This window comes from Mediterranea sp. An20 (assembly GCF_002160055.1).
GTDB classification, from domain to species: Bacteria; Bacteroidota; Bacteroidia; order Bacteroidales; family Bacteroidaceae; genus Bacteroides; species Bacteroides avicola.
In genome coordinates this window covers 30,680-57,120 of record NZ_NFJV01000020.1, presented here as the reverse complement: position 1 = coordinate 57,120, position 26,441 = coordinate 30,680, and the positions used below count along the sequence as shown (strand labels likewise).

The 26,441-nt window shown below is 50.3% G+C and carries 14 protein-coding genes; 3 read left to right on the top strand and 11 right to left on the bottom strand.

The genetic code is table 11. The features are described 5' to 3' along the window. Positions 1–44 precede the first annotated feature (44 nt). From B5F34_RS11845 to B5F34_RS11835, 3 genes are all read right to left on the bottom strand, one after another. Positions 45–1,805, bottom strand: coding sequence for a DUF4091 domain-containing protein (locus tag B5F34_RS11845; RefSeq protein WP_087339246.1), 1,761 nt, complete (start codon positions 1,803–1,805; stop codon positions 45–47). A 25-nt stretch (positions 1,806–1,830) separates the two neighbouring features. Beyond that, entirely contained in the window at positions 1,831–4,098 is a 2,268-nt protein-coding gene (locus B5F34_RS11840) for a RelA/SpoT family protein (RefSeq protein WP_087339243.1), read from the bottom strand. 286 nt (positions 4,099–4,384) lie between these two features. Then, positions 4,385–5,722, bottom strand: coding sequence for a DUF4925 domain-containing protein (locus B5F34_RS11835; RefSeq protein WP_087339240.1), 1,338 nt, complete (start codon positions 5,720–5,722; stop codon positions 4,385–4,387). 764 nt (positions 5,723–6,486) lie between these two features. Here B5F34_RS11835 and aroC point away from each other — a divergent pair. Further along, positions 6,487–7,563: a chorismate synthase gene (aroC, locus tag B5F34_RS11830; protein ID WP_087339237.1), complete on the top strand. Its 1,077-nt coding sequence runs from the start codon at positions 6,487–6,489 to the stop codon at positions 7,561–7,563. 98 nt (positions 7,564–7,661) lie between these two features. Further along, on the top strand, positions 7,662–9,023 hold the full coding sequence (locus B5F34_RS11825; protein WP_087339234.1) for a dipeptidase: 1,362 nt from the start codon (positions 7,662–7,664) through the stop codon (positions 9,021–9,023). 19 nt (positions 9,024–9,042) lie between these two features. Here B5F34_RS11825 and B5F34_RS11820 read toward each other — a convergent pair whose 3' ends face one another. The 7 genes from B5F34_RS11820 to mutA all read right to left on the bottom strand — a co-directional run bounded on the left by B5F34_RS11820 (position 9,043) and on the right by mutA (position 23,508). Further along, a complete protein-coding gene (locus B5F34_RS11820) occupies positions 9,043–11,181 on the bottom strand; it encodes a DNA topoisomerase 3 (RefSeq protein ID WP_087339231.1) in 2,139 nt (712 codons plus the stop codon). A gap of 465 nt (positions 11,182–11,646) precedes the next feature. After that, the gene (locus B5F34_RS11815; protein ID WP_087339228.1) at positions 11,647–14,664 is read right to left on the bottom strand and encodes a glycoside hydrolase family 2 TIM barrel-domain containing protein; all 3,018 of its coding nucleotides are present in this window, start codon (positions 14,662–14,664) and stop codon (positions 11,647–11,649) included. Positions 14,665–14,710: 46 nt separating this feature from the next. Continuing rightward, positions 14,711–16,909 carry an alpha-L-fucosidase gene (locus B5F34_RS11810; RefSeq protein WP_239448934.1) on the bottom strand — a complete coding sequence of 733 codons (2,199 nt, stop codon included), beginning with the start codon at positions 16,907–16,909 and terminating at the stop codon, positions 14,711–14,713. Positions 16,910–17,274: 365 nt separating this feature from the next. Then, positions 17,275–18,174, bottom strand: a complete 900-nt coding sequence (locus tag B5F34_RS11805; RefSeq protein WP_087339225.1) for an AraC family transcriptional regulator — start codon at positions 18,172–18,174, stop codon at positions 17,275–17,277. Between the two features lie 797 nt (positions 18,175–18,971). Next, positions 18,972–21,119 carry a methylmalonyl-CoA mutase gene (gene scpA, locus B5F34_RS11800; RefSeq protein WP_087339222.1) on the bottom strand — a complete coding sequence of 716 codons (2,148 nt, stop codon included), beginning with the start codon at positions 21,117–21,119 and terminating at the stop codon, positions 18,972–18,974. An 88-nt stretch (positions 21,120–21,207) separates the two neighbouring features. Continuing rightward, positions 21,208–21,606 (bottom strand): GxxExxY protein, encoded by a 399-nt coding sequence (locus B5F34_RS11795; RefSeq protein WP_204245604.1) that lies wholly within the window; start codon positions 21,604–21,606, stop codon positions 21,208–21,210. 30 nt (positions 21,607–21,636) lie between these two features. Beyond that, a complete protein-coding gene (gene mutA / locus B5F34_RS11790) occupies positions 21,637–23,508 on the bottom strand; it encodes a methylmalonyl-CoA mutase small subunit (RefSeq protein WP_087339219.1) in 1,872 nt (623 codons plus the stop codon). 291 nt (positions 23,509–23,799) lie between these two features. Between mutA and B5F34_RS11785 the strand changes: the two genes are divergently transcribed. Beyond that, positions 23,800–25,464: a putative transporter gene (locus tag B5F34_RS11785; RefSeq protein WP_087339216.1), complete on the top strand. Its 1,665-nt coding sequence runs from the start codon at positions 23,800–23,802 to the stop codon at positions 25,462–25,464. Positions 25,465–25,553: 89 nt separating this feature from the next. On the opposite strand, the gene B5F34_RS11780 is transcribed toward B5F34_RS11785, so the two are convergent. After that, entirely contained in the window at positions 25,554–26,183 is a 630-nt protein-coding gene (locus tag B5F34_RS11780) for a cytidylate kinase-like family protein (protein WP_087339213.1), read from the bottom strand. Between the last annotated feature and the right edge of the window lie 258 nt (positions 26,184–26,441).

Sequence of the window (26,441 nt, the reverse complement as noted above, 5' to 3'; positions counted from 1 at the left end):
GATTTCACGTCTTTGTGCCTCTCCGTATCTTCAAAAAGGAAGAATTACAGCGAATTCAACAGAGCATCCAATTCTTGCACCATTTCGGCAGCCGTCTGCTTGCCTTCCTTCATTCCTTCAGGTGTGAACTTCGCCAGCACTTTATTCAGCCGGTTCAGCTTACCGGTAGCACCTTTGGACTTGAATTCTTCACGCAGCAGGCGGATTTTCTCGCAATCCTGCAAGCCTTCCATCAGACGTTCGAAGCGTATGCTGCTACGCGGACCGGGATAAATGCTGTACGTATCGCCGGCAGCCCATGTGCGGAAACGGGAATCACGCAACGGGTCGGCTGTCCAGGAATTGATAGACCAACGCAGGAAGCCGTCGTAACCACCTGCCACTGCATGAATGGGTGTCCAAGCCGCTTCGGCAGGGTCAGAGAAAGTGAAGATGTTGGGGAAAGTCTCCGTACAGCAGGTATATACGCAACTGATTTGGCCTTTCTCTGCACGCCGTGCTTTCACCTCGGCAGGGAACTTATGGCCGTAAGGGATAGCCAGATAATACAGGTCATCCAAAATTTCTTCATGATAGTTACCAGCCAAAGTTATCTTGAACTCCGGATCTGCCTGACGGATGACAGCAATAGCCGCTTTCATGTCTTCCAACGGACGCTCGTCCATCGAAATGGAGGTCTGCTCAAACCAGCCTTTCTCCCGCAGATGACGGGCAAAATCCTTGAGGAATGTTACCCAATATTCCTTATAGGCTTCCTCGCCTGGTTTAGCCTCTACAAACTGGATGCGACTGGTGGCCTGGTCGTAATAGTCAAAGCGCAACGCCCACGGAATCATTGTATAGCAGCTTATCAGGCCGTCTATGCCAATGTCTTCTTTCATAAAGGTCACCCATTTGTCAAACACCGTATAATCGTAGCTCCACGTGCCGTCAAGCTTCTTCATGCGACCTATCATGCTGTCGTAATGGTCTTCCGTCTGTCCGTTCCACGGCTTGTACATGATGCTTGCGGTAATGGCATCCTGCCCGACATCGGCCAGCATCTTCATGACGGGACGCAGCAGGTCAAAGTGTTCTTTACTCCACAAAGGCACATTGTAATAGCGTGCCACCGCATAGGGGTTCTGCCACAAATCGAGGTTAAACTCCCAATCTTTCGGAGCAGACAATGTACGGTTCAGCACATCCACTTCCAGCGTCAAGTCCATTGGTTTCATGCCTTCGCCCGACACGGTCAGCGTACCACGATACTTACCCGCCTTAGCATCGGCAGGCACCCACACTTTCACCCAGATAGGACGGGTGCTGTTAGCCTTGATATCCAATTCCTGAGCAATGTCGAGCATATCGGCCACGAGCGAGGAATCCCATTCCGCCTTGTTTTCGCGATGGCCGCAGCCTCCACCACCCGGATTCAGTTCGTCTGTCATCACATAGCGCACAAAGTGAGTGCTGACAGCCGATGAAGGAATAACCGACGAACCGCTCTTCAAGTTAACCATCTTCAGCGTAACATTCTTCAAGTCCTTATTTGTCCACAATACAGCCTGCGCATGTATGCGTTCACCTTTCCAGGCCTTCTTACGCAGACGGCTGCTTTGCTTCACATCGGGCACATCCAACTTCTTGTAGCGGATATCCACACTTCCCCAACTTAACTGAACAGGAGTGCCTATCTGGCTCCATACTTCCGGACCATCATGCGGCTTAGTGTCTGTCAGTTCTTCATAGCTCTCTAAAGTCTGCTGGGCAAAACAAGCAAGGCAGAATGCCCACAGCAGAGTAAAGACAAATGTTCGTTTCATAAATTAGTATTAGGATATAATTAATTCAGTCCTCAATACGTGCCACCTGTTTGACATGCTGCACTTGCTTCAGATTGTTGCAGATGGCGCGCACATCGTCTACATCATGCACATACAATTGTATTTTGCCTTCGAAGATACCGTCGTTGGCATCGATGTTCAGCTTACGGATATTGACATTAAGCTGGCGGGAGATGACTTGTGTCACTTCATTCAGCACTCCCACCCCATCAATGCCCTCCACATACAGGGTAACAAGGAAAGAAAGTTCCTTGTGCGTATCCCACTGGGTAGCTATGATGCGGTTACCGTAGCTGCTCTTCAGCTTCACGGCCACAGGACACTGGCGTTTATGGATAATGACGCGATTGTGTTCGTCGATATACCCCAAGACGTCATCGCCCGGTATAGGATGACAACACTCTGCCATGACATATTCCTTAGAGATAGCCTCCTCGGTCAGCTTCAATATCTGCTTGGTATCTATTTTCTCGGTCTTACCGACAGGTTGAGATTCTTCTTTCACTTCTTTCTCCTTATCTTTGGCTTCCTTGCCAAAAGAGAAAGAAAGCAATTTCTTCCAATTTTTCCCTTGCTTCTCCTTAAAGAGATTGCGGTCGACATCCCCCAATACCAATTTGCCGCTTCCAATGGCCACCATCAGTTCATCGGGCGTGTGGAAATTGTGCAAGTTGGTCAGGCGGTCTATGGCCGACTCGTCGTTGCGCACCCCCTCTTTCTGCAAGAACTCGGTCAAAAGTTCCTCTCCCTTCTTTTGGTTGACCTTGGCCTCTTTGCGCAGGATTTCGCTGATTTTGGCCTTAGCACGGGCCGTAGTAGCGTATGCCTCCCACTCCGGCTGTACGCGTTGCGACTTGGAAGTCAGGATTTCCACTTGGTCACCACTCTTCAGACGATGACTCAGGGGAACCAGTTTGTGATTTACCTTGGCACCGATGCAGTGTGTGCCAATATCCGTGTGAAGAGAAAAAGCGAAGTCGAGCGCCGTCGCATCCTGCGGCATGGTTTTCAGTTCTCCCTTAGGGGTAAAGACAAATATTTCGGAAGCAAAAAGATTCAGCTTGATGGTATCCAGAAAGTCAATGGCATCGGGCTGTGGATCATCCAATATCTCCTTGATGGTGTGCAACCAGCGTTCCAGTTCGCCTTCGTCCTCGCTGCCTCCTCCTTCCTTATACTTCCAATGGGCAGCAAAGCCTTGCTCGGCCACATCATCCATCCGCTCACTGCGTATTTGCACTTCAATCCATTGCCCGTTGTTGCCCATCAACGTAACATGCAAGGCCTGGTAGCCGTTGCTCTTGGGATGGCTTACCCAGTCACGCAGGCGGTCGGGATGAGGTTTGTATATTTTGGAGATAGCCACATAAATATCAAAGCAGTCATTCAGTTCCTCTTCCAACTTTCTCGGTTTGAATACGATGCGCACGGCCAGAATATCATAGATTTCCTCAAAAGGCACATGCTTGGTCTGCATTTTGTTCCAAATGGAGTAAATGGATTTCACACGCGCCAGGATATGATACTTCAACCCCATCTTATCCAATTGCGCACGTATGGGAGCGGTAAACTCACGGAACACCTTGTCACGTTCGGCTGCCGTGGCGACCAGTTTCTTCTCTATCTCGGCATATTCTTCGGGATGCTCATACTTAAAGCTGAGGTTTTCCAGTTCGGTCTTGATGCGGTTCAGGCCGAGACGATTGGCAAGAGGGGCATAAATATAAAGGGTTTCGCCGGCAATTTTATATTGTTTGTTGGGCAGCATGGAACCCAGCGTACGCATGTTGTGCAACCGGTCGGCTATTTTGATAAGAATGACACGGATGTCATCGCTCATGGTGAGCAGCAGTTTCTTGAAATTCTCGGCCTGCGCCGAAGCACGGTCACCAAAGATGCCTCCGGAGATTTTGGTCAGTCCGTCTACAATCTGTGCAATCTTGGGTCCGAACAGGTTTTCAATGTCTTCCACCGTATAGTCGGTATCCTCCACCACATCATGCAGCAGGGCTGCACAGATGGAGGTAGAGCCGAGTCCGATTTCATTGCACACGATCTTAGCCACGGCGATGGGATGCATGATATATGGCTCTCCCGAACGTCGTTTGATGCCCTTGTGGGCCTGATTGGCAAAATTGAATGCCTTGGTGATGATTTCCACCCGCTTGCGATGCTTCGTAGACAGATAATCATTCAGCAATTCCTGGAACGCCTGCTGTATCATTGCTTCTTCAGCTTGTTCCTTCTCTTTCAGACTCAAATGCTCTTCCATGGTTCAATACATTTTAATCCCTCTTCTGGTTTATTACTGCGAAGAGTTTTGCAAAAATAAGCATTATTTGATAGCGGACAAGCGATTACAGCAAAAAAAATGTTTGACTATTTTTTAATCTTTGTATAATTCTTGAATTTTCGAATATCCTATACCTATACACAAAAACTTCACTCTAGCATTTCCATTATATATAAACAACAACCAACAATCCGCAAAGCCAATAAAAAAGGAGAACAAGCAATCAGTTTGTCCTCCTTTTTACATTTTATTTTACTTATTTACTTTATTCCGCAGAGGTTTCTGCTTCTGGCAACTTAAAGGAACCATCCGTCAAATCAATGCCAACCTTGAATAAGCTGGTAGCATCCCAGACATCATTAATTTCAGCCAAGGAGTTGATACCAAGTACCATTTTCAACAGTACCCAATAAGACCCCACAGCTTCGCTTACCATTGTTTCAAAATCAGGTGAAGCTATTACGGGTTTCAAAGCAGGCATCAGAATATCCATAAAATCTTTGTCAAGGTAAACAAAAACATCATTCACCGTTGTAACATCGTCACCCAACACCGGAGTAGTAATATCATACTTTAAGGGGAAACCATTATTTAAATAGCTCATCAACTCAGTGATGTCTTCATCTGCTATCTGATTCAGATCCAATTCAGCCAGAACTGTTCCCTGACCTACAGACTGCAACAATCCATTTAATGTTGATTTTATTTCAGCAGGAGTAGCTGTTTGCAACATTTCCAAAACAGACATCACTGTTTCACCTATGCTAGAATCTCCACCTTGGTCCTGAGTAGCTTGAGCTATGATGGCAGGAATATCAAGGACAACATTGATATTATCGCCTGAAGGATACCAATATGCCAAATTTGCCGGAGAAGAAACCCATTCAATTGTAGACACATCAACGCCGCCACCAAATATAGCAGACATAATGGATTCCTGAGTCAAATTAATTTCAGAAGCATAACTTGCAACAATAGAACCGTCAGCTCTAAATTCTACATCACGCAAAACCTGCTGCATGATAGCATGCAAAGCCAATGTTCCGATAGCTTGAATATTAGTAGCAGGATTAACACCTGAAGCCGTCATATAATCAGCTTCCCAATTTATTTTAGCGGCTCCGTAGATAACATTCAAAATATCTGTGTAAGTAGCATCACACAAATTCCATTTTTTCACCAAATAGCCATCGGCAGCTGTTGTCACATCCACCGTAGCAGTTCCCTCCTGAGTAATAGTTCCAGATACTGTTACATCAATAGAGTTAATTAAATCCGCAACAGCCTTTGTCATAGGAACAGAAGTAGCTCCCTGGAAAGAGAAAGATCCATCAGTCTGTTCTGTAGCTGTTACATTAACAGACACTTCATCTAATCCGCGGATTGCATTAGTCAATGTCAAAACACCATTTTGAGCATCTGTCATAGACAATGTCACGCTCGCGTTTGCCTGAGTCTGAGAATTTGTAGTCAATGTCAAATTCTCTGCCGAAATGCTTTCTGTTGGCAATTTTTGCCAATTTGCGAGCTCATCATCGCTACAAGCCGTGAACAAAGCCACAGAGCAAATCAGCGCAAATAAATAAAGCCAATTTTTCTTCATACTTCTTTAAAACATTTGTTTAGTTAATAAATGGCCTCTATAGGCCGTTAGATTTCCCTTTTTTAAACTGGGGTGCAAAGTAACGCTTTTTATAGCAAGCAAACAAGTCTTTTTTATAAAATAGGTGGTCTTTTTTTAAGACACATCCAATAAAGCAAACAGAAAACGGATATTATCCAAAAGCAAAAATACGTTTAAAACGGAAGAAAAATAGCACAATAAGCGACAAAAACAGGACATACGAAGGGCAAACAGCAAGGCGGAAACCAGTTTCTCATCTCCCTGCGATAAGAAAAAGAATGGAAAGGAAAAGACAAAGTTCGGCAAAGGCACTACCAGAACAAGCATCCAAGTGATTTAAACTGTTTATACCCTATGCTGATGCCCGTATGTACAAGCCCGTTTGCCGATAAGCCCTTCCAGAGAAATTTCCAAGCGATAAGCAGCGCACTGCCGGGCCATAAGCAGCGTGCTGCTTATATATAAGGACTGGGGCACTGATTACCAACGATATACATCATACGCAGACCGAACATTCCCAATCACTTCACCGGACAAGACAGCAGCTTTCTCAGGACGAGATTCCGCATTCGTCACTCGGCATTTCCGGCACCTTCCGGCCTTTCAAAGGAAAATGCACAAAAAAACTACCATAAACTGAGCTTTTTTCAGAAAAAATGACTAACTTTACAAAGAGCAAACGTCGCTTTTTACCGGGAGACCAATGCATCAGCCTAATTATCAACCTTTAAAGCATTTGAAGTATGTTTAATTCATTCGGTAATTTCCTCCGCCTTACCACTTTTGGGGAATCACACGGCAAGGCCATCGGAGGCGTATTAGACGGATTTCCCGCGGGTGTCAAAATAGACATGGACTTTGTGCAGGCAGAACTGAACCGGCGCCGGCCGGGACAGTCGCGTATTACCACCTCGCGCTCGGAAGATGACAAGGTGGAACTTCTGTCGGGCGTCTTCGAAGGACGCTCTACGGGCAGCCCCATCGGATTCCTGGTATGGAACAAAAACCAGCACTCCAGCGATTACAGCGAAATGCAGAGTGTCTACCGGCCTTCACATGCCGACTATACCTATAAGCTGAAATACGGTATTCGCGACTACCGGGGCGGCGGACGCTCATCGGCCCGCGAAACCATTGCCCGGGTGGTAGGAGGAGCGTTGGCCAAATTGGCTTTACGCCAGTTGGGCATGCACATCACGGCTTACACCTCGCAGGTAGGAGCCATCCGACTGGAAGAAAACTATACGGCCTATGACCTCAGCCTCATCGAAACCAACCCTGTGCGTTGTCCGGACCCGGAAAAAGCCAAGGAAATGGAGGAATATATATATAAGGTGAAGGAAGAGGGCGACACGATAGGCGGCGTGGTGACTTGTGTTATCCAAGGTGTGCCCATCGGATTGGGCGAACCTGTATTCGGCAAGTTGCAAGCGGCTTTGGCTTCGGGCATGCTGAGCATCAATGCTGCCAAAGCCTTCGAATACGGCGAAGGATTCAAGGGACTGAAGATGAAAGGTTCGGAACAAAACGATGTGTTCTACAACCATAACGGACGTATCGAAACACGCACCAACTATTCGGGCGGCATACAAGGCGGCATCAGCAACGGCGAAGACATCTACTTCCGCGTAGCCTTCAAGCCTGTAGCTACTGTACTGATGGAACAGCACACTGTCAACTTAGACGGACAGGACACCACGCTGAAAGCACGCGGAAGGCATGACCCCTGCGTACTGCCGCGCGCCGTACCCATCGTGGAAGCCATGGCTGCCATGACCATGCTGGACTATTACCTGATTGACCGCATGACCCAGTTATAGACCTATCATGGGTGCGGATTACACGGATTTCACGGACAAGTACACCATACTCTCTCCAATTATCCGCGTAATCCGCGCTCAATAAATAACTTCTACCCATGTCCATTAAACAATATATCCAAGACAACGAGCCGCGGATGCTTGACGAACTGTTCAGCCTTATCCGCATTCCCAGCATCAGTGCCAAACCCGAACATAAAGATGATATGCTGGCCTGCGCCCAACGCTGGAGGCAGCTCCTGCTGGAAGCCGGAGCAGACGAAGCCCATGTGATGCCCTCGGCAGGAAACCCGATTGTTTTTGCACAGAAACTCGTAAATCCCGATGCTAAAACCGTGCTGGTTTATGCCCACTATGATGTGATGCCCGCCGAACCCCTGGAGTTGTGGAAAAGTGCCCCCTTTGAACCCGAAGTGCGCGACGGACATATCTGGGCACGCGGTGCCGATGACGACAAAGGACAGTCGTTCATTCAGGTCAAGGCTTTCGAATATTTGGCAAAGAACGGTCTGCTGAACGTCAATGTGAAATTCATCTTCGAAGGGGAAGAGGAAATCGGCTCTCCCAGCTTGGAAGGATTCTGCCGGGAGCATAGGGAACTGCTGAAAGCCGATGTCATTCTTGTGTCAGATACCAGTATGCTGGGTGCCGACCTGCCCTCGCTCACCACCGGCCTGCGCGGACTGGCCTACTGGGAAATAGAGGTAACAGGACCCAACCGTGACCTGCATTCCGGCCATTTCGGCGGTGCCGTGGCCAATCCCATCAACGTACTGTGCCAAATGATTGCCCGGATTACAGACAAAGACGGCCGCATCACCGTGCCCGGTTTCTACGATGATGTAGAAGAAGTGCCCCAGGCCGAACGCGACATGATAGCCCGCATCCCCTTCGACGAAGAAAAATACAAACAGGCCATAGGAGTAAAAGCCCTGGCGGGCGAAAAAGGCTACAGCACACTGGAGCGCAATAGCTGCCGACCTTCCTTCGATGTCTGCGGCATCTGGGGAGGATATACGGGCGAAGGTTCGAAAACGGTACTCCCGTCCAAGGCATACGCCAAAGTATCGTGCCGGCTTGTTCCCCACCAGGACCACGAGAAGATTTCACGCCAGTTTGCCGACTATATCGTGGCCATTGCTCCGGATACCGTGCAGGTAAAAGTTACCCCCATGCACGGCGGACAGGGCTACGTCTGCCCCATCACGCTGCCTGTTTACCAGGCTGCCGAGAAAGGTTTTGAGAAAGCTTTCGGACAAAAGCCGCTGGCCGTACGCCGTGGAGGCAGCATTCCCATTATCTCAACCTTCGAGCAGGTGTTAGGAATCAAGACTGTATTGATGGGATTCGGTTTGGAGAGCAATGCCATTCATTCGCCCAACGAAAACATACCGTTGGACATCTTGCACAAAGGCATCGTGGCCGTCACGGAATTCTACCTGAACTACGGAAGTATGTAACGCACACACAAAGCGTGCATCAACTGCCAAACGGCTTCCGGTACGTGCATCCGTTTTTCCATTCGGAGCAACCGTAAGCCGTTTTTCCTTTGATAATCACACCTTTTCCACACAAAGGACAAGGCTTGCCCACGCATGCATCCCCTTCGGCAGATACAACAGGCTGTTCGGTTTTCTTCTTCCGCGGAGCCCGTTTTTTAGGCTCTTTTACGGGGGCTTCTGCCTTTTTTTCCTTAGGAGCAGATTTCTTTTCAGACGCAGAGGCCTGCACGGTAATACGACGGTTGCTGTGGTCGGCCAATACGCTTGCCACAATCTCGCGCACCATCTGCTTCAGTTCTTCCAGAAATTGAGCGGCATCATACGTCCGTTTCTCTATCTCGCGCAGTTTTTTCTCCCAAATACCTGTCAGTTCGGCCGACTTTAACAGTTCTTCGTGGATAGTCTGTATGAGTTCTATACCCGTAGGGGTTGCTATCAGGTTCTTGCGTTCCTTGCGGATATAGTTACGTTTAAACAGTGTCTCTATGATGGCGGCACGGGTAGACGGGCGACCGATACCGTTTTCTTTCAGGGCATCACGCAGTTCATCGTTATCCACCAGCTTACCTGCCGTCTCCATGGCGCGCAACAAAGTGGCCTCCGTATAAGGCTTAGGAGGCTGGGTCCACTTCTCCACCAAGTCGGGCTGATGGGGTCCGCATTCGCCTTTTACAAAAACGGGCAATACCCGTTCGGCATCTCCTTCTTTCTCGTCCTTGTCGTCTGCAGCAGCCGAAGCAGCGAAGACCACTCTCCAACCGGGTTCCAGAATTTGGCGGCCGGAAGTTTTAAACTCAATGCCGTCTACCTCTCCCCACACGGTTGTTGTGGCAAATTTACAGTCGGGATAAAAAACAGCAATGAACCGCCGGGCTATAAGGTCGAACACCCGCCGTTCCATATCTGTCAGATTAACGGGAGGCTGCCCGGTGGGAATAATGGCATGGTGATCGGTCACTTTAGAATTGTCGAATACTTTCTTCGATTTAGGCAAATGCTGTCCCTCCAGCGGTGCGGTCAGCGTTTCGTATCCGCGCAATCCCTTCAGGATACCTGGACATTTGGGGTAAATATCATCGCTCAAGAAAGTAGTATCTACGCGAGGATATGTAGCCACCTTTTTCTCGTAGAGCGACTGGATAAGCTTCAGTGTTTCGTCGGCAGAATAGGCAAACTTCCGGTTGCACTCCACCTGCAAGGAAGTCAGGTCGAACAAACGCGGCGGCGCTTCCTTCCCCTCCTTCTTGGTCACGGCAGTCACCGTGAAAGGCAAATCCTTGATGCGGGCCAGCAACTCTTCGCCGCGCGCCTTGTCCGTAATCGGTTCAATGCCACGGTTGTCTTCCTCCCTCTTGGGCTTCTGTCCGGCAGGAAGTCCCTTCTGTTTTTCCGCATCCAGAATCAGTTCTTCTTCACTTTTCTTCACCAGCGCGGTGAACGCGGTTTCCCGGTAAAGAGTGTTCAGCACCCAATATTGCTTAGGCACAAAATGTTCTATTTCCAGCTGACGGTTTACAATCAGCGCCAGGGTAGGCGTCTGCACCCTCCCGATAGACAGCACCTGCCGGTTCTGCCCATACTTCATGGTATAAAGCCGTGTGGCGTTCATGCCCAGCAGCCAGTCACCGATGGCGCGGCTCAACCCGGCTTCATAAAGAGGCTGGAAATCGGAAGCATCGCGCAACTTGGCAAACCCTTCGTGGATAGCCTCCTCGGTGAGCGAAGAAATCCACAGGCGTTTCACGGGACAGTGTGCCCCTGCTTTCTGCATCACCCAGCGCTGGATGAGCTCCCCCTCCTGCCCGGCATCGCCACAATTGATAATCATGTCGGCCTGCTGCATGAGGCGTTCGATGACTCGGAACTGGCGTTCATAGGTGGGGTTTTCTATCAGTTTAATGCCAAAACGTGGCGGAATCATAGGCAGATACTCCAGCCGCCACTGCTTCCAGTCGGGCGTATATTCGTGCGGCTCTTTCAGTGTGCAGAGGTGTCCGAAGGTCCACGTCACCTGGTAACCGTTTCCCTCGATGTATCCGTCTTTCTTCTCCCTTGCCCCCAGCACGTCGGCTATGTCGCGCGCCACGGAAGGTTTTTCGGCAATGCAAACTATCATTCTGTATTCAAGTCTTACTATTCGGGGGACAAAGATACAAAAAAATATCAGTTAATTCGGGACTTGTCCGGATTGGGAAGAAGCAGAGATGTTTCTATTGCCCGGCACTGGAAAGCTTATACTGAAGCAGGCAGCAGCATATAGCTTGGAAGCAAACGGCGTATATATAAGAAGCGGCGCTGTACGCGCTTAGGCAGACAGTGTATGCCGTGAAGGTGATGCAGAGAATGTGTTTCCCCCGACAGTCTACTGAATGACAACCAATTACGACATAATTCGCTTCTCAAGACCTTATGGCAGAGCCCCTGAGGCAGATACGCACGAAAGAGCGTATGCGGAAGCCTGCCTTTATAAAGCATGTGAAGCATCCCCCACCCGCCAAAAGCCGGGAGGAGATGCTTCACTTTGTTCCGGATGACATACTGGCAAACAGCCGAATCGCCTCAGGAAGCTCTTTCTGGAAACCTAATCGGAGTTAGTCGGTTTGTTAAACTGAAAGGCGATTCGCCCATAGCAAGGCAAAGCTTCCAGCTGTCGGCAATAATTTCCCCAGGCTATTTCTGGGTAATCCCAACGGTTGTTGGCATAAAGCACCAACTGCCCGTCGGCCATTTTATGGATGCGGCAAGCCGCTGACGCATCGGTGGAAAGCACAGAGAATCTGCCTGCACCACCTGCCGACTCCAAGGAATAATAGTAAATATTCTCCTTCATCCCTTTTGCCGCTTGAGTAAGGGGCTGCCGGCAATTGGCTCCTTTGTCTGCCCAATAATAATAATTGTGCGTATCCAAAGCCCATGGCCCATCCGGTTTCTGCCCGTAAGCAGGCACATCGGGGTTGAAAAGCGGCACATTTCCTTCGTTTCCGGCAAGGGCATCGGAGGGATAATCATTCCAATAAGCATCCCTACTCCAGCACAGGCGGTCAAAGGAACCTGACAACCGGAAAGCCAGCCCCGACTCACGCACATACCCATTGGGAGCACCGTCTACCGTATAATCTACAGTCATCTCACCCGAGGCAGTGATTTTAAAGACCAAACCGACTTCTATCTGCCGGTATGTCCCGCTCAGATAGACATAAACGCCATCTGCCCGTTGTTCCCAACGGAAGGATTTTTTCTCCCAATCGGTTGCAGCCACCTCATAATGGTCGGCTATCTTACGGACTTCTGCCCCCGACAAATGGTTCAGATTGACATACAGGTTGAGGAATGGTCCTTGCTCAATCCATACTTCCCCGTTTACCCGGGCATTTTCTATCAGGCCGGTAGTCTTGTTGAACGGTATTTCAAAACGACTCCCCTCGAACACAACAAAAGCGTCATCTTCTTCTACCTTCAAATCCGTACCGGTTCCCAACAACTCCGGATAAGCCACCGGCTTATAGCCTAATGCCAACTGATAAGAATCTATCAGTTCGCCATCGGCTGTGCAAAATTCTACCCGCAAAGACTCACCTGCCGTCCAATCCTCGCCGGGAATGTTCAACACCCCTTTGGCATGAGGAGATACAGAAGGTAAAGCCACTTCTTTCCGAAGTCCCCGCCAAGAATAAAAAGCCTTTATCTCGTCCAGGTCCGTATGGTCAAAACGATTGTACACCGTAAACGCTATCGGCATGCCCGGAGTAAATGCTATGACATCGTCCGACAAGAGCCTTACCGGCGAATAAGCTTTCTTGGTAGACCAGAACTCCGGTTTCTTTCTGCGCCAGACATCTACAATGCCCCATTCACCATAGCCCACACAATTGCCCCGGAATCCCTCGGGCTTGGCCGTATGGGCAAACTCCTTCCAGAAAGCATCGCCCACCTTAGGCTCCGGCAGGGCAAAAGTTTCATCCACATAGCCCCAGATGCCTCCTCCCAGTCCACCGGGGGCATCAAACAGGCCACTCCACATCATGTCCAGCGATTTTCCCCAGAATTCACGGATATTGGGATCGGTCTGCAACGTAGAATATGTGTAGCAGGCCGGATGAGCCCATTCATCGAAAATGACCGGCATACCGGGAGTTTGGAAGTTACGGGTAGAAACGCCCCATTGGTCCAGATTGCCGTATACATCCTGGTAGTGCATGCTGACAATATCATAAATCTTCTTCTCGCGGGGTGTCGAACCGGGATAACTGAAAATGACCGGACGTGTCTTGTCTGTGCGTTTCACGTAATCATAACACAACTGGAAATTGCTACCGTAAGTGCTTTCGTTGCCGATGCTCCAGAATAAGACAGAAGGATGAGAACGCATGGTACGAACCATCTCCACGCACTGCGACTTATACCAGTCGGCATAGTCCGGGTTGTCTTGTGTGGCTCCCGGTGCATAGTTCTTCTGGCGGTGGGTATTGACGAAGCAGACGGCAGTCTCACACTCCACATAGATACCATACCGGTCACAGAACTCTACAAATCGTTCCGTAGGAGGATAATGCGAAGTACGGACAAAATTCATATTGGCCTCCTTGAAGAGCACAGCATCCAAGCTGTCCGTTTCAGGGGTAGCTACCCTGCCCAGCAAAGGATGAATGTCGTGCCGGCAAGCCCCGCGCAACTTCACGGGCTGACCATTAACCAACATGCGGTTGCCACGCACCTCCACTTCGCGAAACCCCACCTGTTTCGTATAGCTGGCAGTCACTTTATTGCCTTTCAGCACCTCCAGTTTCACTTTATACAAATGCGGGTGTTCGGCATCCCATTTCCGGGGAGAGGACACAGCCATTTCAACTTTCGCTACACCGTCTTCTGTTTCCATGCGCCGGGAAACCGTTTTCACCTTATCGCCCTCAGGAGAAAAAAGCGAAAGACGCACAGACATACGGCGGGCATCGCCAGTCTCACCGGTAAAGCTCAACACGGCATCCTGATACAGACTGTCCAAATCGGTGACAAATGCCCCGTTGCAGACAGACTCGCTGGGGGTGGCAAAAAGGGTCACATCCCGCAGGATACCACCAACTGGATGGTGGGCATAGCCTGAAGCATAAGAAATGTCATCCAACGGGTCCGTCAGTTCAAGCATCAGCTCATTGTCTGCCCCGGCTTTCACGTAGGGAGTAATGTCTGTTTCCCACCGGGTAAATCCACCGTTGTGCTCACGCACCAAGGTACCGTTGACATAAAGCCGGGCTTTGCTGTAAGTCCCGTCAAAACGAAGGATGATTTTATTTCCCTGGTAATCGGCAGGAACATGAATCATCCTCCGATAACAGAAAGGTGCATCATGCCGGATGGCATACCCTTGCATGGCGGCTTCACCCGGCACTTCGATAGAGGTCCACGGGCTGTCGGCCGTATATCGGAATTCCCATTCTCCATTCAGGGATATGACCGGATTTTCTACGCCACGCACATAATCGGGCAACCAATAAGAACGACTTTCCTTTTCAGCATCTGCCGCCCGAACAGGCGTAAACGCTCCCTCCAGTCCGACAGAGAGAGCCGCCCATATAAAAGCATTCAGAAGAAGTTTTTGCATTAGCAGATAAGTTTGTTAGTGGTTAGTTCACAAGTTTCAGTCCGTATCAGAACAAGTCAATCTCCGCCACAGACACACTGTTTCCTCCTCCTTCGATGCCGGTGACTTCAATGCGCACGTAACGTGCCTTCTGTGCCTTCGTGAAGTCGCAGAAGCGCTTGGTAGGATCGTTTACCAGGTTACCGAATTCAAAGTCGACTGCCTTGCTCCATTGACTGCCATCGCTGCTCACACTCACCGTGCCTTTGGCCATCATACCCTTACGCTGGTGGGTCTGTGGGGTGTAAGCAAATCCGGAAAGAGACTTTTCCTCTCCCAAGTCGATGGTCAGACTGTGGGGAAGGGCTGTTTCTGCCGAAGACCAGTACGTGTTCGGGTTGGCATCGAAAGCAGCCGACAGGGGATGGTTCTCCGTTTCACTGCTTGCCGAAACTGGCTTCCAGGAAGACTTGGCATAACCCAACTTTTCCGTACATACCGCTCCGGCTTCGCCGTCCAGCACAGCCACGGCCTTCAGCGTGCAGTTGCCCACAGACACCGGAGCGCTGTAAACCTCAGAGTGCTCGTCTGGCGTGGTACCGTCTGTCGTGTAATAGATCTTGTAACCTGCATTCAGATTCTCGGAAGCGTTCTGATTATGCGACTTCCAGCCGAAATCCTGCAGCTTGGGACGGATAGTCACTACGCCCTGAGCATCCTGCACCACCTCCAGCTGGGGAGCCTTGGCTGCATAGTAATAGGCAGAGATATGGCTGATGGACGGAGACATACGGGAGGCCAGCAGACGGAAACGGAGACCGTCAGTAACCACTTCGGGGAAGCGAAGCAGACGCTTGTAGCCGATATTTGTCGAAGTGGCTATTTCCTTCCATGCACCGTCCACACGGGCATCCACCGCAAACTTCTCCACCCGCTCGCTTCTCCGGGCCACAGCTTCTTGCAGCATCAGGCGGTTAATTTTGACAGGCTGGGGCATGGTCACGGTGAATGTCTTCGTACCGTCCAGCATGATGTACGTATCATCGTTGTCGTCCAAGACCTCTTCCGGACCCGATGCCCCTTCAAGAAGGTCTGTTCCGTAGGTCTCACGGATTCTTTTGCCGACTTCCTCCAGCACTTTCACGTCCGTCTCCGAGAAACGTCCCTCGCGGTTAGGCGGGATGTTCAGCAGGAATGTGGCGTTACCACCCACGGCACGCTCGTAGATGTCGAACACATCGTCCGCACTGCGGGTCCTCTGGTCCGTGTCGTCACGGTAGAACCAGCCTTCGCGGATGGAGGTGTTCACCTCGGCCTGCTGGTAGTGAAGGTATTTACCTTTATAAAGCTGCTCACGGCTGCCCAGGTCGGTATCCGTCATGTCCGGGAAGTGGCTGGTCGTGTCAGGATTTTCGCTGTAAGGAATCACGTTCCATTCTGTGTCGCGGGTTCCGCCGGCCTCGTTGCCGCACCAGCGCACGTCCTCACGGCCGAAGATGACCGCTTCAGGAGCCAGCTCGTGAATCAGTTTCTTCCACGCCGGGTAGTTATAGGTCTGGCCACCCTTGCGCTTGGGATGAGCACCGTCGAACCACACCTCGTGGATGGGGCCGTATTCGGTCAGCAGTTCATAAAGCTGGTTCAGGAAATACTCGTTGTAATCGTCCACCACGAACTTGAACTTACGCTTGTCAGCAAACGGACGGCCAGGAACTTCACGGGGAATGGTGCGCTCGCTGTACTTGCTCAGATTGCCGTAGAGCCCTTCGGGATTCTCTATCTGGTACAGGTCGGCGGGAGAAAGGTAGACACCCAGCTTCAACCCATACTTCCGGCAAGATTCCGAAAGGTCCTTCAGAATGTCTCCCTTCCCGTCGCGGAAAGGAGAAGACATGATGCCGTGTTTCGTATAACGGCTCTGCCACAGCACAAAACCGTCGTGATGCTTGGCAGTAAAGATGACCATCTTGATACCGGCTGACTTCATCGCACGGCACCACTGGTCGGTATCCAAATCTTTCAGGGCAAAAAGAGAGGGGTCTTCCTTGCCCGTGCCCCACTCACGGCGACTGAAGGTATTGGGACCGAAATGAATGAAAGCGATAAACTCATTGCGGAGAGCAGACAACTGATTGTCTGTCGGCACCACATGAGCCGCCTTTTCAATGATAACTTCCGGACTGTCGCCCTCAATACAAATGGTGTTGGCAAAGGGAATATCTTCCCCTGCACCCGCTTTCTCCTGCGCCTGAGCCATAAAAGGCATTGCCCAAGCACCCAGCAAAAGCGTGCTGAAAAACAAAGTTTTACTTTTCATATCTATTCTGTCTAAAAAATAATTATTGTCGTTTGGCTCACGATAGGACATGTCGGCACGGGATGTTATGCTGTTGCCGACACAGGCTGCCCGCAGCGGACTGAGCCCTGCAACATGAACGGGCACAGACAGACAACGCAACAGACAGGCAGCGATATGCAACAAGATATATTTCATTTTCACGATATACATAAACAGGTTATAGAAAAGTCACGTGCAAAATTAAGCAACACAAACTATATTCACAAACTCTCCCATGTCTATTTTTAGAAAGAAAACGGAACAGACAAGAAGAAAAACCACACAAAATGGAACTACTTCCGTTCCTTTCCCCGTCCGATTTCCTGCGGGAGGACTCCCGCATACTGCCTGAAGACACGCGAGAAATACTGAGACGAATGGTAGCCGCAGAGATAAGCCACCTCTTTCACTGACAAATCCGTATTCTTCAATAATTCCACAGCCTTGTCTATCCGGATACGTTGCAGATAGCCCAAAGGCGACAGATGGAATTCCTGAGAGAAAATCTTCCTCAGATAGCGCCCGCTCACCCCGGTATGTGCAGCCACGTCGGCCATCGTCACATCCGAAGCATAGTGCAGCCTCAAATACCCGACAGCCTTTTGCAAGACCCTGTTCATGCCGGACGGGAATGCATGGCGAACCATGTAACGGTAAATCAGCACCATAAGCTCGGCATACGACAAGACCACCAGATATTCATACCCTTCCTCCTGCTGCTGTAGCTCATTGATGACAGAGCGAACTTCCTGCACAATCCGTATGTCATCCACCATCTTCAGCAGACGCTTCTGTTCGGAGAGGTTCCATAAGGGAGCAGCAAAGGAAGTGCCCTGCTCTTCTACCGACAAGGGCTGAAGAGAATTCAACTGCCAAAATATATCCGGCAGAAATTCAAGCTGCATCAGGGTGCATCCCTTCTCGCCCGCCTCAAACTTATGGGAAACATGGGAGGGAAGCAGCATCAGGTCGCCTTCCTGAAACGACACGCTTTCGTCTTCCAACAGAATCCGGCACGAACCTTTCTTCACGTAATTCAGTTCAATGCGCAGATGACTGTGCGGACCGTACGATTCTCCCGGTACAAAAGATACAAAACGGAACACATCGGCCAAACGTCGCTGCCTCAGGAATTCTACCAAATCCCTGAGCGCTTCGGAGAAGAGAATCTTATGGTTACACACACCGTCCATCGTTCCATCTGCTTATGCAAGTTCGTTTCACCCTGCAAAGATATAACTTTTATGCTTTTCCCGAGACATCCCCACGCATTTCTCTCCCTGTTGTTCAGAGCCATGCATACCACTGCCCGCCGGGAGTTAGAAAACCGGTTATTACAAAATCCCTATCTCTCTGGCAGACAGACGGTTGTTTCTAAGTGACAAGCACCATGCTCCCCATAGTCCGGCACCGCGATGCTTAGAGCTTGGCAATCGGCGTCAAAGAGCTTGGAAATGTAGTTTATAAATATATGTATATACTGCTTTCTGGCATGGAGGCAAACGGGAATCGCATGCATACAGACATAAAAAAAGGGCTCCGCTGAGCCCAACCTTTGTTAACCTTAAAATCTAATACTATGAAAAACACTCTGCAAAGATATAACCTTTCTGGGAAATATACAAATTGTTCCATAAGGAAGGCTTATATAACACTATTTAAGTAAAATCAAAGTGTGAAAGATGTGTGAAGGATGTATCTTTCACCATAACCATCTGATTCACAAAATTTCAGCGGGTGGTGTAAGCGTGAAGGCAGTTTCCGGGAAAGAAGAAATGGAGCGCAGAGACACGAAGTCAAAACTTTCGCTCCGTGCACTCTCCCCCTCTTCAGAAATAAACTCCGTGTCTCTGTGTTCCATTCCAGCATAAACGTCCATATTAGCGACGTAAACCTCAAGGTTAGCAGCGTAAACCTCAAGGTTAGCATACGCAAAAAGGGTACCCCCTTTCGGGAATACCCTCTACTTTTCCGGCTACCGACAGAACGATTATTCCTCGTCCATCAGAATATCCAATATCTGACAAGCAGCCTTGGCCACCGGAGTACCCGGCCCGAAGATGGCAGCCACACCTGCCTGATAGAGGAAATCATAATCCTGCGGAGGAATGACACCACCGGCAAACACCACGATGTCCTCACGGCCCAACTTCTTCAGTTCGGCAATCAGCTGAGGGATGAGCGTCTTATGACCGGCAGCCAACGACGATACGCCCACGGCATGAACATCGTTTTCCACCGCTTCGCGCGCAGCCTCGGCCGGAGTCTGGAACAACGGACCCATGTCTACGTCGAAACCGCAGTCGGCATAACCCGTAGCCACTACTTTTGCACCACGGTCGTGCCCGTCCTGGCCCATCTTGGCTATCATGATACGCGGCTGGCGACCTTCCTTCTTGGCAAACTTCTCGCACAGTTCACATGCCTTGGCGAAGTCTGCATCGTTTTTACTTTCTGATGAATACACGCCTGATATGGTTCTGATGATTGCTTTATAACGTCCTACAACTTTCTCGCATGCGTATGAGATTTCGCCCAGCGTGGCACGTACCCGGGCAGCCTCGACGGCAAGCTCCAGCAGGTTGCCCTTGCCGGTCTTGACACATTCGGTGATAGCATCCAACGCCTTGTCCACCTCAGCCTGGTTGCGGTTGGCTTTCAGCTTCTTCAGGTTCTCTTCCTGCTCCTGGCGCACGGCCGTATTGTCAATCTCCAGGATGTCGATGGGAGCCTCCTTGTCCAAGCGATACCGGTTCACGCCCACGATGGTCTGCGTGCCGCTGTCGATGCGGGCTTGCGTGCGGGCAGCCGCCTCTTCGATGCGCATCTTGGGCAAGCCGGTTTCAATGGCCTTGGCCATACCGCCCAGTTTCTCGATTTCCTGAATATGCTCCCATGCCTTGTGGGCAATCTCATTGGTCAAAGACTCCACATAGTAAGAACCTGCCCACGGGTCGACGTTCTTGCAGATGTAAGTCTCTTCCTGGATATAAATCTGCGTATTGCGGGCAATGCGGGCGGAGAAGTCGGTAGGCAGAGCGATGGCCTCGTCCAAGGCATTGGTATGCAGCGATTGCGTGTGACCCAAGGCAGCCGCCATGGCCTCGATACAGGTACGTCCCACGTTGTTGAAGGGGTCTTGCTCGGTGAGCGACCAGCCGGATGTCTGTGAGTGAGTGCGCAGTGCCAGCGACTTGGGATTCTTCGGGTTGAACTGCTTCACAATCTTGGCCCACAGCATACGGGCAGCACGCATCTTGGCGATTTCCATGAAGTGGTTGGTTCCGATGGCCCAGAAGAAAGACAAGCGCGGGGCAAAGGCATCGATGTCCAACCCGGCATTGACACCGGCACGCAGATATTCCAGACCGTCAGCCAGGGTATAAGCCAGTTCGATGTCGGCCGTGGCACCGGCTTCCTGCATGTGATAGCCGGAAATGGAGATGGAGTTGAACTTAGGCATCTTCTGCGAGGTGTACTCGAAGATGTCGGAAATAATCTTCATGGAGAATGCGGGTGGATAGATGTAAGTGTTGCGCACCATGAACTCCTTCAGGATGTCGTTCTGGATGGTACCGGCCATCTCCTCCAGCTTGGCGCCCTGCTCCAGACCGGCATTAATGTAGAAAGCCATGACGGGCAGCACGGCACCGTTCATCGTCATGGAAACGGACATTTTATTCAAAGGAATACCCTCGAAAAGCACCTTCATGTTCTCCAACGAGCAGATAGACACGCCAGCCTTACCTACATCGCCCACCACACGCTCATTGTCGGGGTCATAGCCACGGTGTGTAGGCAGGTCGAAAGCAACAGACAAACCCTTCTGGCCACTGGCGAGATTGCGGCGATAGAATGCATTAGACTCTTCGGCAGTGGAGAATCCGGCATACTGGCGGATGGTCCACGGACGGAAGGTATACATCATGGAATACGGTCCGCGTAAATAAGGCGGAATGCCGGCAGCATAATCCAGATGTTCCATGCCTTCCAAGTCTTCCTTGGTATAAACAGGCTTCACTTCGATGTGTTCCGGCGTCTTCCAATCTGCATGGATGCCGTTGTTTTTTTGCCACTCTGCCCCGTTGGCGGGCTTGAAGTCGGCATATATATCGATGTTCTTGAAATCTTTTCTCATAATTCTTTTTCCATTTAAACACAGAGGCACAAAGACACAAAGATTAATGTTTTATGCTACAAAGACACAGAGTCAAAATTATTCTCGTTCAAAAATAACCGTTAATTCTTCTTTTAACTCCTTGCATCAACACAGGAACATTGAAATTGATAAGCAATCCCAATTTCTTATTGGCTAACTTTAAGTAGGTGACCAACTGCACTTCATGAACATCTTTCAATTCTTCCACAGCTTTCAACTCTACAATAATCTTATCCTCCACCAATAAATCTATCCGGAAATCCTTATGCAACTTATGCCCCTTATAATAAACAGGAAGTTCAACCTGACTATCAACCTGCAATCCGCGGTCATGTAACTCAGCTATCAAACAAGCCTCATACACTGTCTCTAATAGTCCCGGTCCTAATTCCCGATGGATATCAATAGCTGCTCCGATAATTTTATTGCTCAAAGCATTGTAATAATCCCGTTGCAGTATATCCATAAATACTCTGTGACTTTGTGTCTCTGTGTTCTACTTTAATAACTGCTTATTGTATTCTCTCAGTGTTTCCAACACATTGACACGGACATGGATGAAGTTCTCGATGCCGGCAGCCTTCAGCTCGTCCATGCAGGCGGGAGCCCCTGCCACTATGAACATGGCACGCCCGGCCAAAGCCTGGAAGGCAGGAATGGCATATTCGGCATATTCATCGTCGCTGGAGCAGAGCACCACGATGTCGGCCTTGGCAGCCATAGCAGCATCGATGCCTTCCTGAACGGAAGCAAAGCCTAAGTTGTCGATAACTTCATAACCGGCACAGGCCAGGAAATTGCACGAGAACTGGGCACGTGCCTGCCGCATGGCCAGATTGCCGATGGTAAGCATGAAGGCCTTCGGGCGCTTGCCGCTCTGCTCCGTTTCCAGACGCAATGCCTCAAACTGGCTGGCTGCACGCGAGAAGTCGAGCGAAGCACAGTCTTTCTCACACGTATGTTCATGGCCTCCTCCACAGCAGCATGTGGCTTCCATCGGACGCTTCTCGCCGGCCAGTTCGGTGAAGTTGGGATATTGGTTGGTACCCAAGAGAATCTCCTTTCGGCGGGCAACAGCCTCATGGCGGGCTTTATTGCTGGCATTGACAGCTTCCTGCACCTTACCCGCCTTGACAGCAGCATAGAATCCGCCTTCTTCTTCCATCGCCAGGAAGAGTTTCCAGGCTTGGGCGGCGATAGAAGCTGTCAGGTTTTCAATGTAATAAGAACCGCCGGCCGGGTCGACCACCTTATCGAAGTGCGACTCTTCGCGGAGCAACAACTGCTGGTTGCGCGCCAGACGTTCGGAAAATTCGGTGGGAGTCTCATAGGCGGCATCGAAAGGCAGAACCGTCATGGAGTCTACACCTGCCAAAGCCGCACTCATGGCCTCTGTCTGTGTGCGGAGCAGGTTGACATACGAATCGAAGAGCGTCAAATTGAACTTGGAAGTCTCGGCATGTACGTGCATCTTGGCGGCACATTTGCATTCGCCCTCGCCCAGATACTGCTCTACAATGTCTGCCCAAAGCATGCGGGCAGCGCGGAACTTGGCGATTTCCATGAAGTAATTGGAAGAGATGCCGAAATTGAACCGGATGTTTCTGGCCACCGTAGCGGCAGGCACACCGACTTCGGTCAGGGCATTCATATACTCATTACCCCACGCCAACGCATAGCCCAGTTCCTGATAGATATAGGCACCGGCATTGCAAAGCAAAGACGCGTCCACGCCAAGCACCTGATAGCCGCAAAGTTCGGCAGTGGCATCCAGCAACGCCTTGCCCGTTTCGGCCATGAGAGTACGCTCCTTGCCTTTGGAGAGCATCTTGCCCAGCGGGTCGTAGGCTATGGAGCCACGGAGCTTGGAGAGGTCATATCCGTGCTTCTTGAAATAAGCCACTAACAGATGAGCCAGTTCGACCACATGTCCCTGGCAAGTGGAGAAGTTCAGTTCCACGCACTCGGCGCAAATGTCCTTGAGTAGAGTTTCCAGATAAGCCTCATCCAATTGCTTGGCCTTGATGCTGAAGCCCAAGGAGTCCACGCCCCGATTCAGGATGTCGAGTGCTTTGGCATTGGCCTCCGCAGGGTCTTCCACACGGATGTCCTGACGGATAAGCCAGGAATTGTCGTTTTTCTTCGTGCCGCGCAGATAAGGGAACTCACCAGGCAGAGCATCGGTGATGCGGAGCCCTTCGAGGTCTTCACGGCGATAGAAAGGTTTCACATTGAATCCTTCGTTTGTGCGCCAAACGAGTTTCTTCTCAAAATCGGCACCTTTCAGGTCGGCCGTGACTTTGTCCATCCATTCCTGAGTGCTGACGGATGGAAAGTCGGAGAAGAGTTTTTCTTTGTTTTCTGCCATAATTTATTTATTATAATGTAGGTTGAAATAAGTGTGATTTCACTTTATTCTGCAAATATAAGGAATAAGTCGATTGTGGGACCATCTATTGCTCACTTTTTTCAACTTTGTGCGAAAGTTGCGTCCGTTTGCATCCCCCACACAGGCAGAAGGTTTCCACGCACCTCCGGATAAGACCGACAGGGAGATGAGGAAGTTCTTTTTTCTGCTAAAAAACTTGGCATCTTCGTGCGTATTGCGTACTTTTGCGGGCATTAACCGCGAATCAAAATCATTAACATTATAAAAACTATGGATTGGTTAAACAGTTTGTTATGGGACCCGTCATCCGTAGCCCACATCGTCTTCCTCTATTCCTTTGTGATAGCGATAGGCGTATTGCTGGGCAAACTCAAGGTGGCAGGTATCTCGCTGGGCGTGACATTCGTCCTGTTTATGGGCATTCTGATGGGGCACTTCGGCTTCACGGTATCCACGCCCATCCTTCATTTTTTACGTGAGTTCGGTCTGACTCTGTTCGTGTTCTGCATCGGCTTGCAGGTAGGTCCGTCATTCTTCTCGTCTTTCAAGAAAGGCGGCATGACACTGAACCTGCTGGCAGTCATGATTGTAGTGCTCAACATTGTGGTGGCCCTCACTATTTACTTCGTAGCCAACGGCCGTGTCGAGCTTCCAATGATGATCGGTATCCTCTACGGTGCCGTCACCAACACACCGGGACTTGGTGCTGCGCAGGAGGCCCTGAACCAACTGCAATACACGGGCGACCCCATTGCCTTGGGCTATGCTTGTGCCTACCCGCTGGGCGTGTTGGGCATCATCGGCTCCATCATTGCCATCCGCTACATCTTCCGCGTGGACTTCAACAAGGAAGAAGAGGCCTTGCGCCACAGCGAGGACGATGAGAAACAGAAGCCGCACCTGATGACGCTGGAGGTACGCAACGAGTCCATCGACGGCAAGCGGCTGCTTCAGGTCAAGGAATTTCTGGGTCGTCCTTTCGTATGTACCCGCATCCGTCACGAAGGCCATGTCTCCATCCCCGACCAGAACACCAAATTCCACATAGGCGACCAGCTCTATATGGTATGTTCCGAAGAAGATGCTGAAGCCATCTCAGCCTTTATCGGCCGTGAGGTAGATGTAGACTGGGAACATCAGGATATGCCGATGGTATCCAGACGCATCCTTGTAACCAAATCTGAAATCAACGGCAAGAAGCTGGGCGACATGCACTTCCGCAGCACCTACGGCGTAACAGTTACACGTGTCAACCGTTCGGGCATGGACCTCTTCGCCGCTCCCAACCTGACACTTCAGGTAGGCGACCGTGTGATGGTGGTAGGCCAGCAGGATGCCGTCAACGGTGTAGCCCTCGTATTGGGCAACCAGTTGAAGAGGCTCGATACACCGAACATTGTCACCATCTTTGTCGGCTTGTTCCTCGGTATATTGGTAGGCAGCCTGCCTATTTCCTTCCCCGGCATGCCGACACCCGTCAAATTAGGCTTGGCCGGCGGTCCGCTGGTGGTAGCCATTTTGATTGGCCGCTTCGGATATAAGCTGAAACTGGTCACTTACACTACGATGAGTGCCAACCTGATGCTGCGCGAGATTGGTCTGGTACTGTTCCTTGCCAGCGTGGGTATTGACGCAGGTGGACAATTCGTGCAGACAGTACTGCAGGGCGATGGCATGCTGTATGTGCTCTGGGGCTTCCTGATTACCGTCATTCCGTTGCTGATTGTAGGCGTGTTCGCCCGCGGATTCTTCAAGGTAAACTATTTTATCCTGATGGGTCTTATAGGCGGTGCCACTACCGACCCTCCTGCACTGGCTTACTCCAACCAGGTAGCCGGCAACACAGCACCGTCTGTAGGCTACTCTACGGTCTACCCGCTCACCATGTTCCTGCGCATCTTGGCAGGGCAAATGATATTGCTGACCATGATGTAAGAGCAGGAAACCGATAAAAAACAGAAGAGGCTGCCCGGCACACATTCACTGCCAGGCAGTCTCTTCTGTTTCACAGACAAGACCTACGCCTAAAGCGCCAGTTTCTTACGCACGAATTCTTCTACAAAGTCCACCGTTCCTTCAATGCCCAGCACCGACGAGTCCACACAAAGGTGATAGGAAGCCGCTGCCCCCCACGTTTTGTAACTGTAATAATTGTAATACTCCGAACGCTTCTTGTCGGCTTTCGCCATCATTGCCTCAGCCTCTTGTGCGCCAAAACCATGAATACGACACAGGCGGGCTATCCGGTCTTCTTTGGTCGATGAGATAAAGACATTGGCACAGCGCGGATGCTCGCGCAAGATGTAGTCGGCACAACGGCCCACAAACAGACACGACTTCTCGGCAGCCAGGCGGCGTATGACATCACTCTGCACCTTAAACAGCGAATCGTTGCTCAAACAGTTATTGGCAGGTATGGTGCCGTCGGTTATAAACGGGAAGCGCATGCCAAACCATCCCCCCACCAATCCCTGGGCAGGGCGCTCATCGGCACGCTCAAAAAACTCACTGCACAGGCCACTTTCTTCCGAAGCCAGTTGGATAAGCTCCTTGTCATAAAAAGATATGCCCAGACGCGCGGCCAGTTTCTCACCAATTTCACGACCGCCACTGCCCAACTGACGGCCAATGTTTACTACGAACTTATTATCCATATCTATTCTCCTCCATATTTATTTGCAGAAAACATATAGAGCACTGTTTAAATCACTTTTCTGGTGCAGTCACAACCCTATTCGGGGCGACTGGCCGGAACGGGATTTAAACGATTCTCTGTTTGTCAAGGGCAAATTTAAAAAATATAGAGGAATTATCAGACAATCCCCCCATTTATTTTCCGGATATTATGCGGCAGTTTTTCTGCTATTGGAGTAACTTAAACGCTGGATCCATGAATGGCACAACCTTTATTC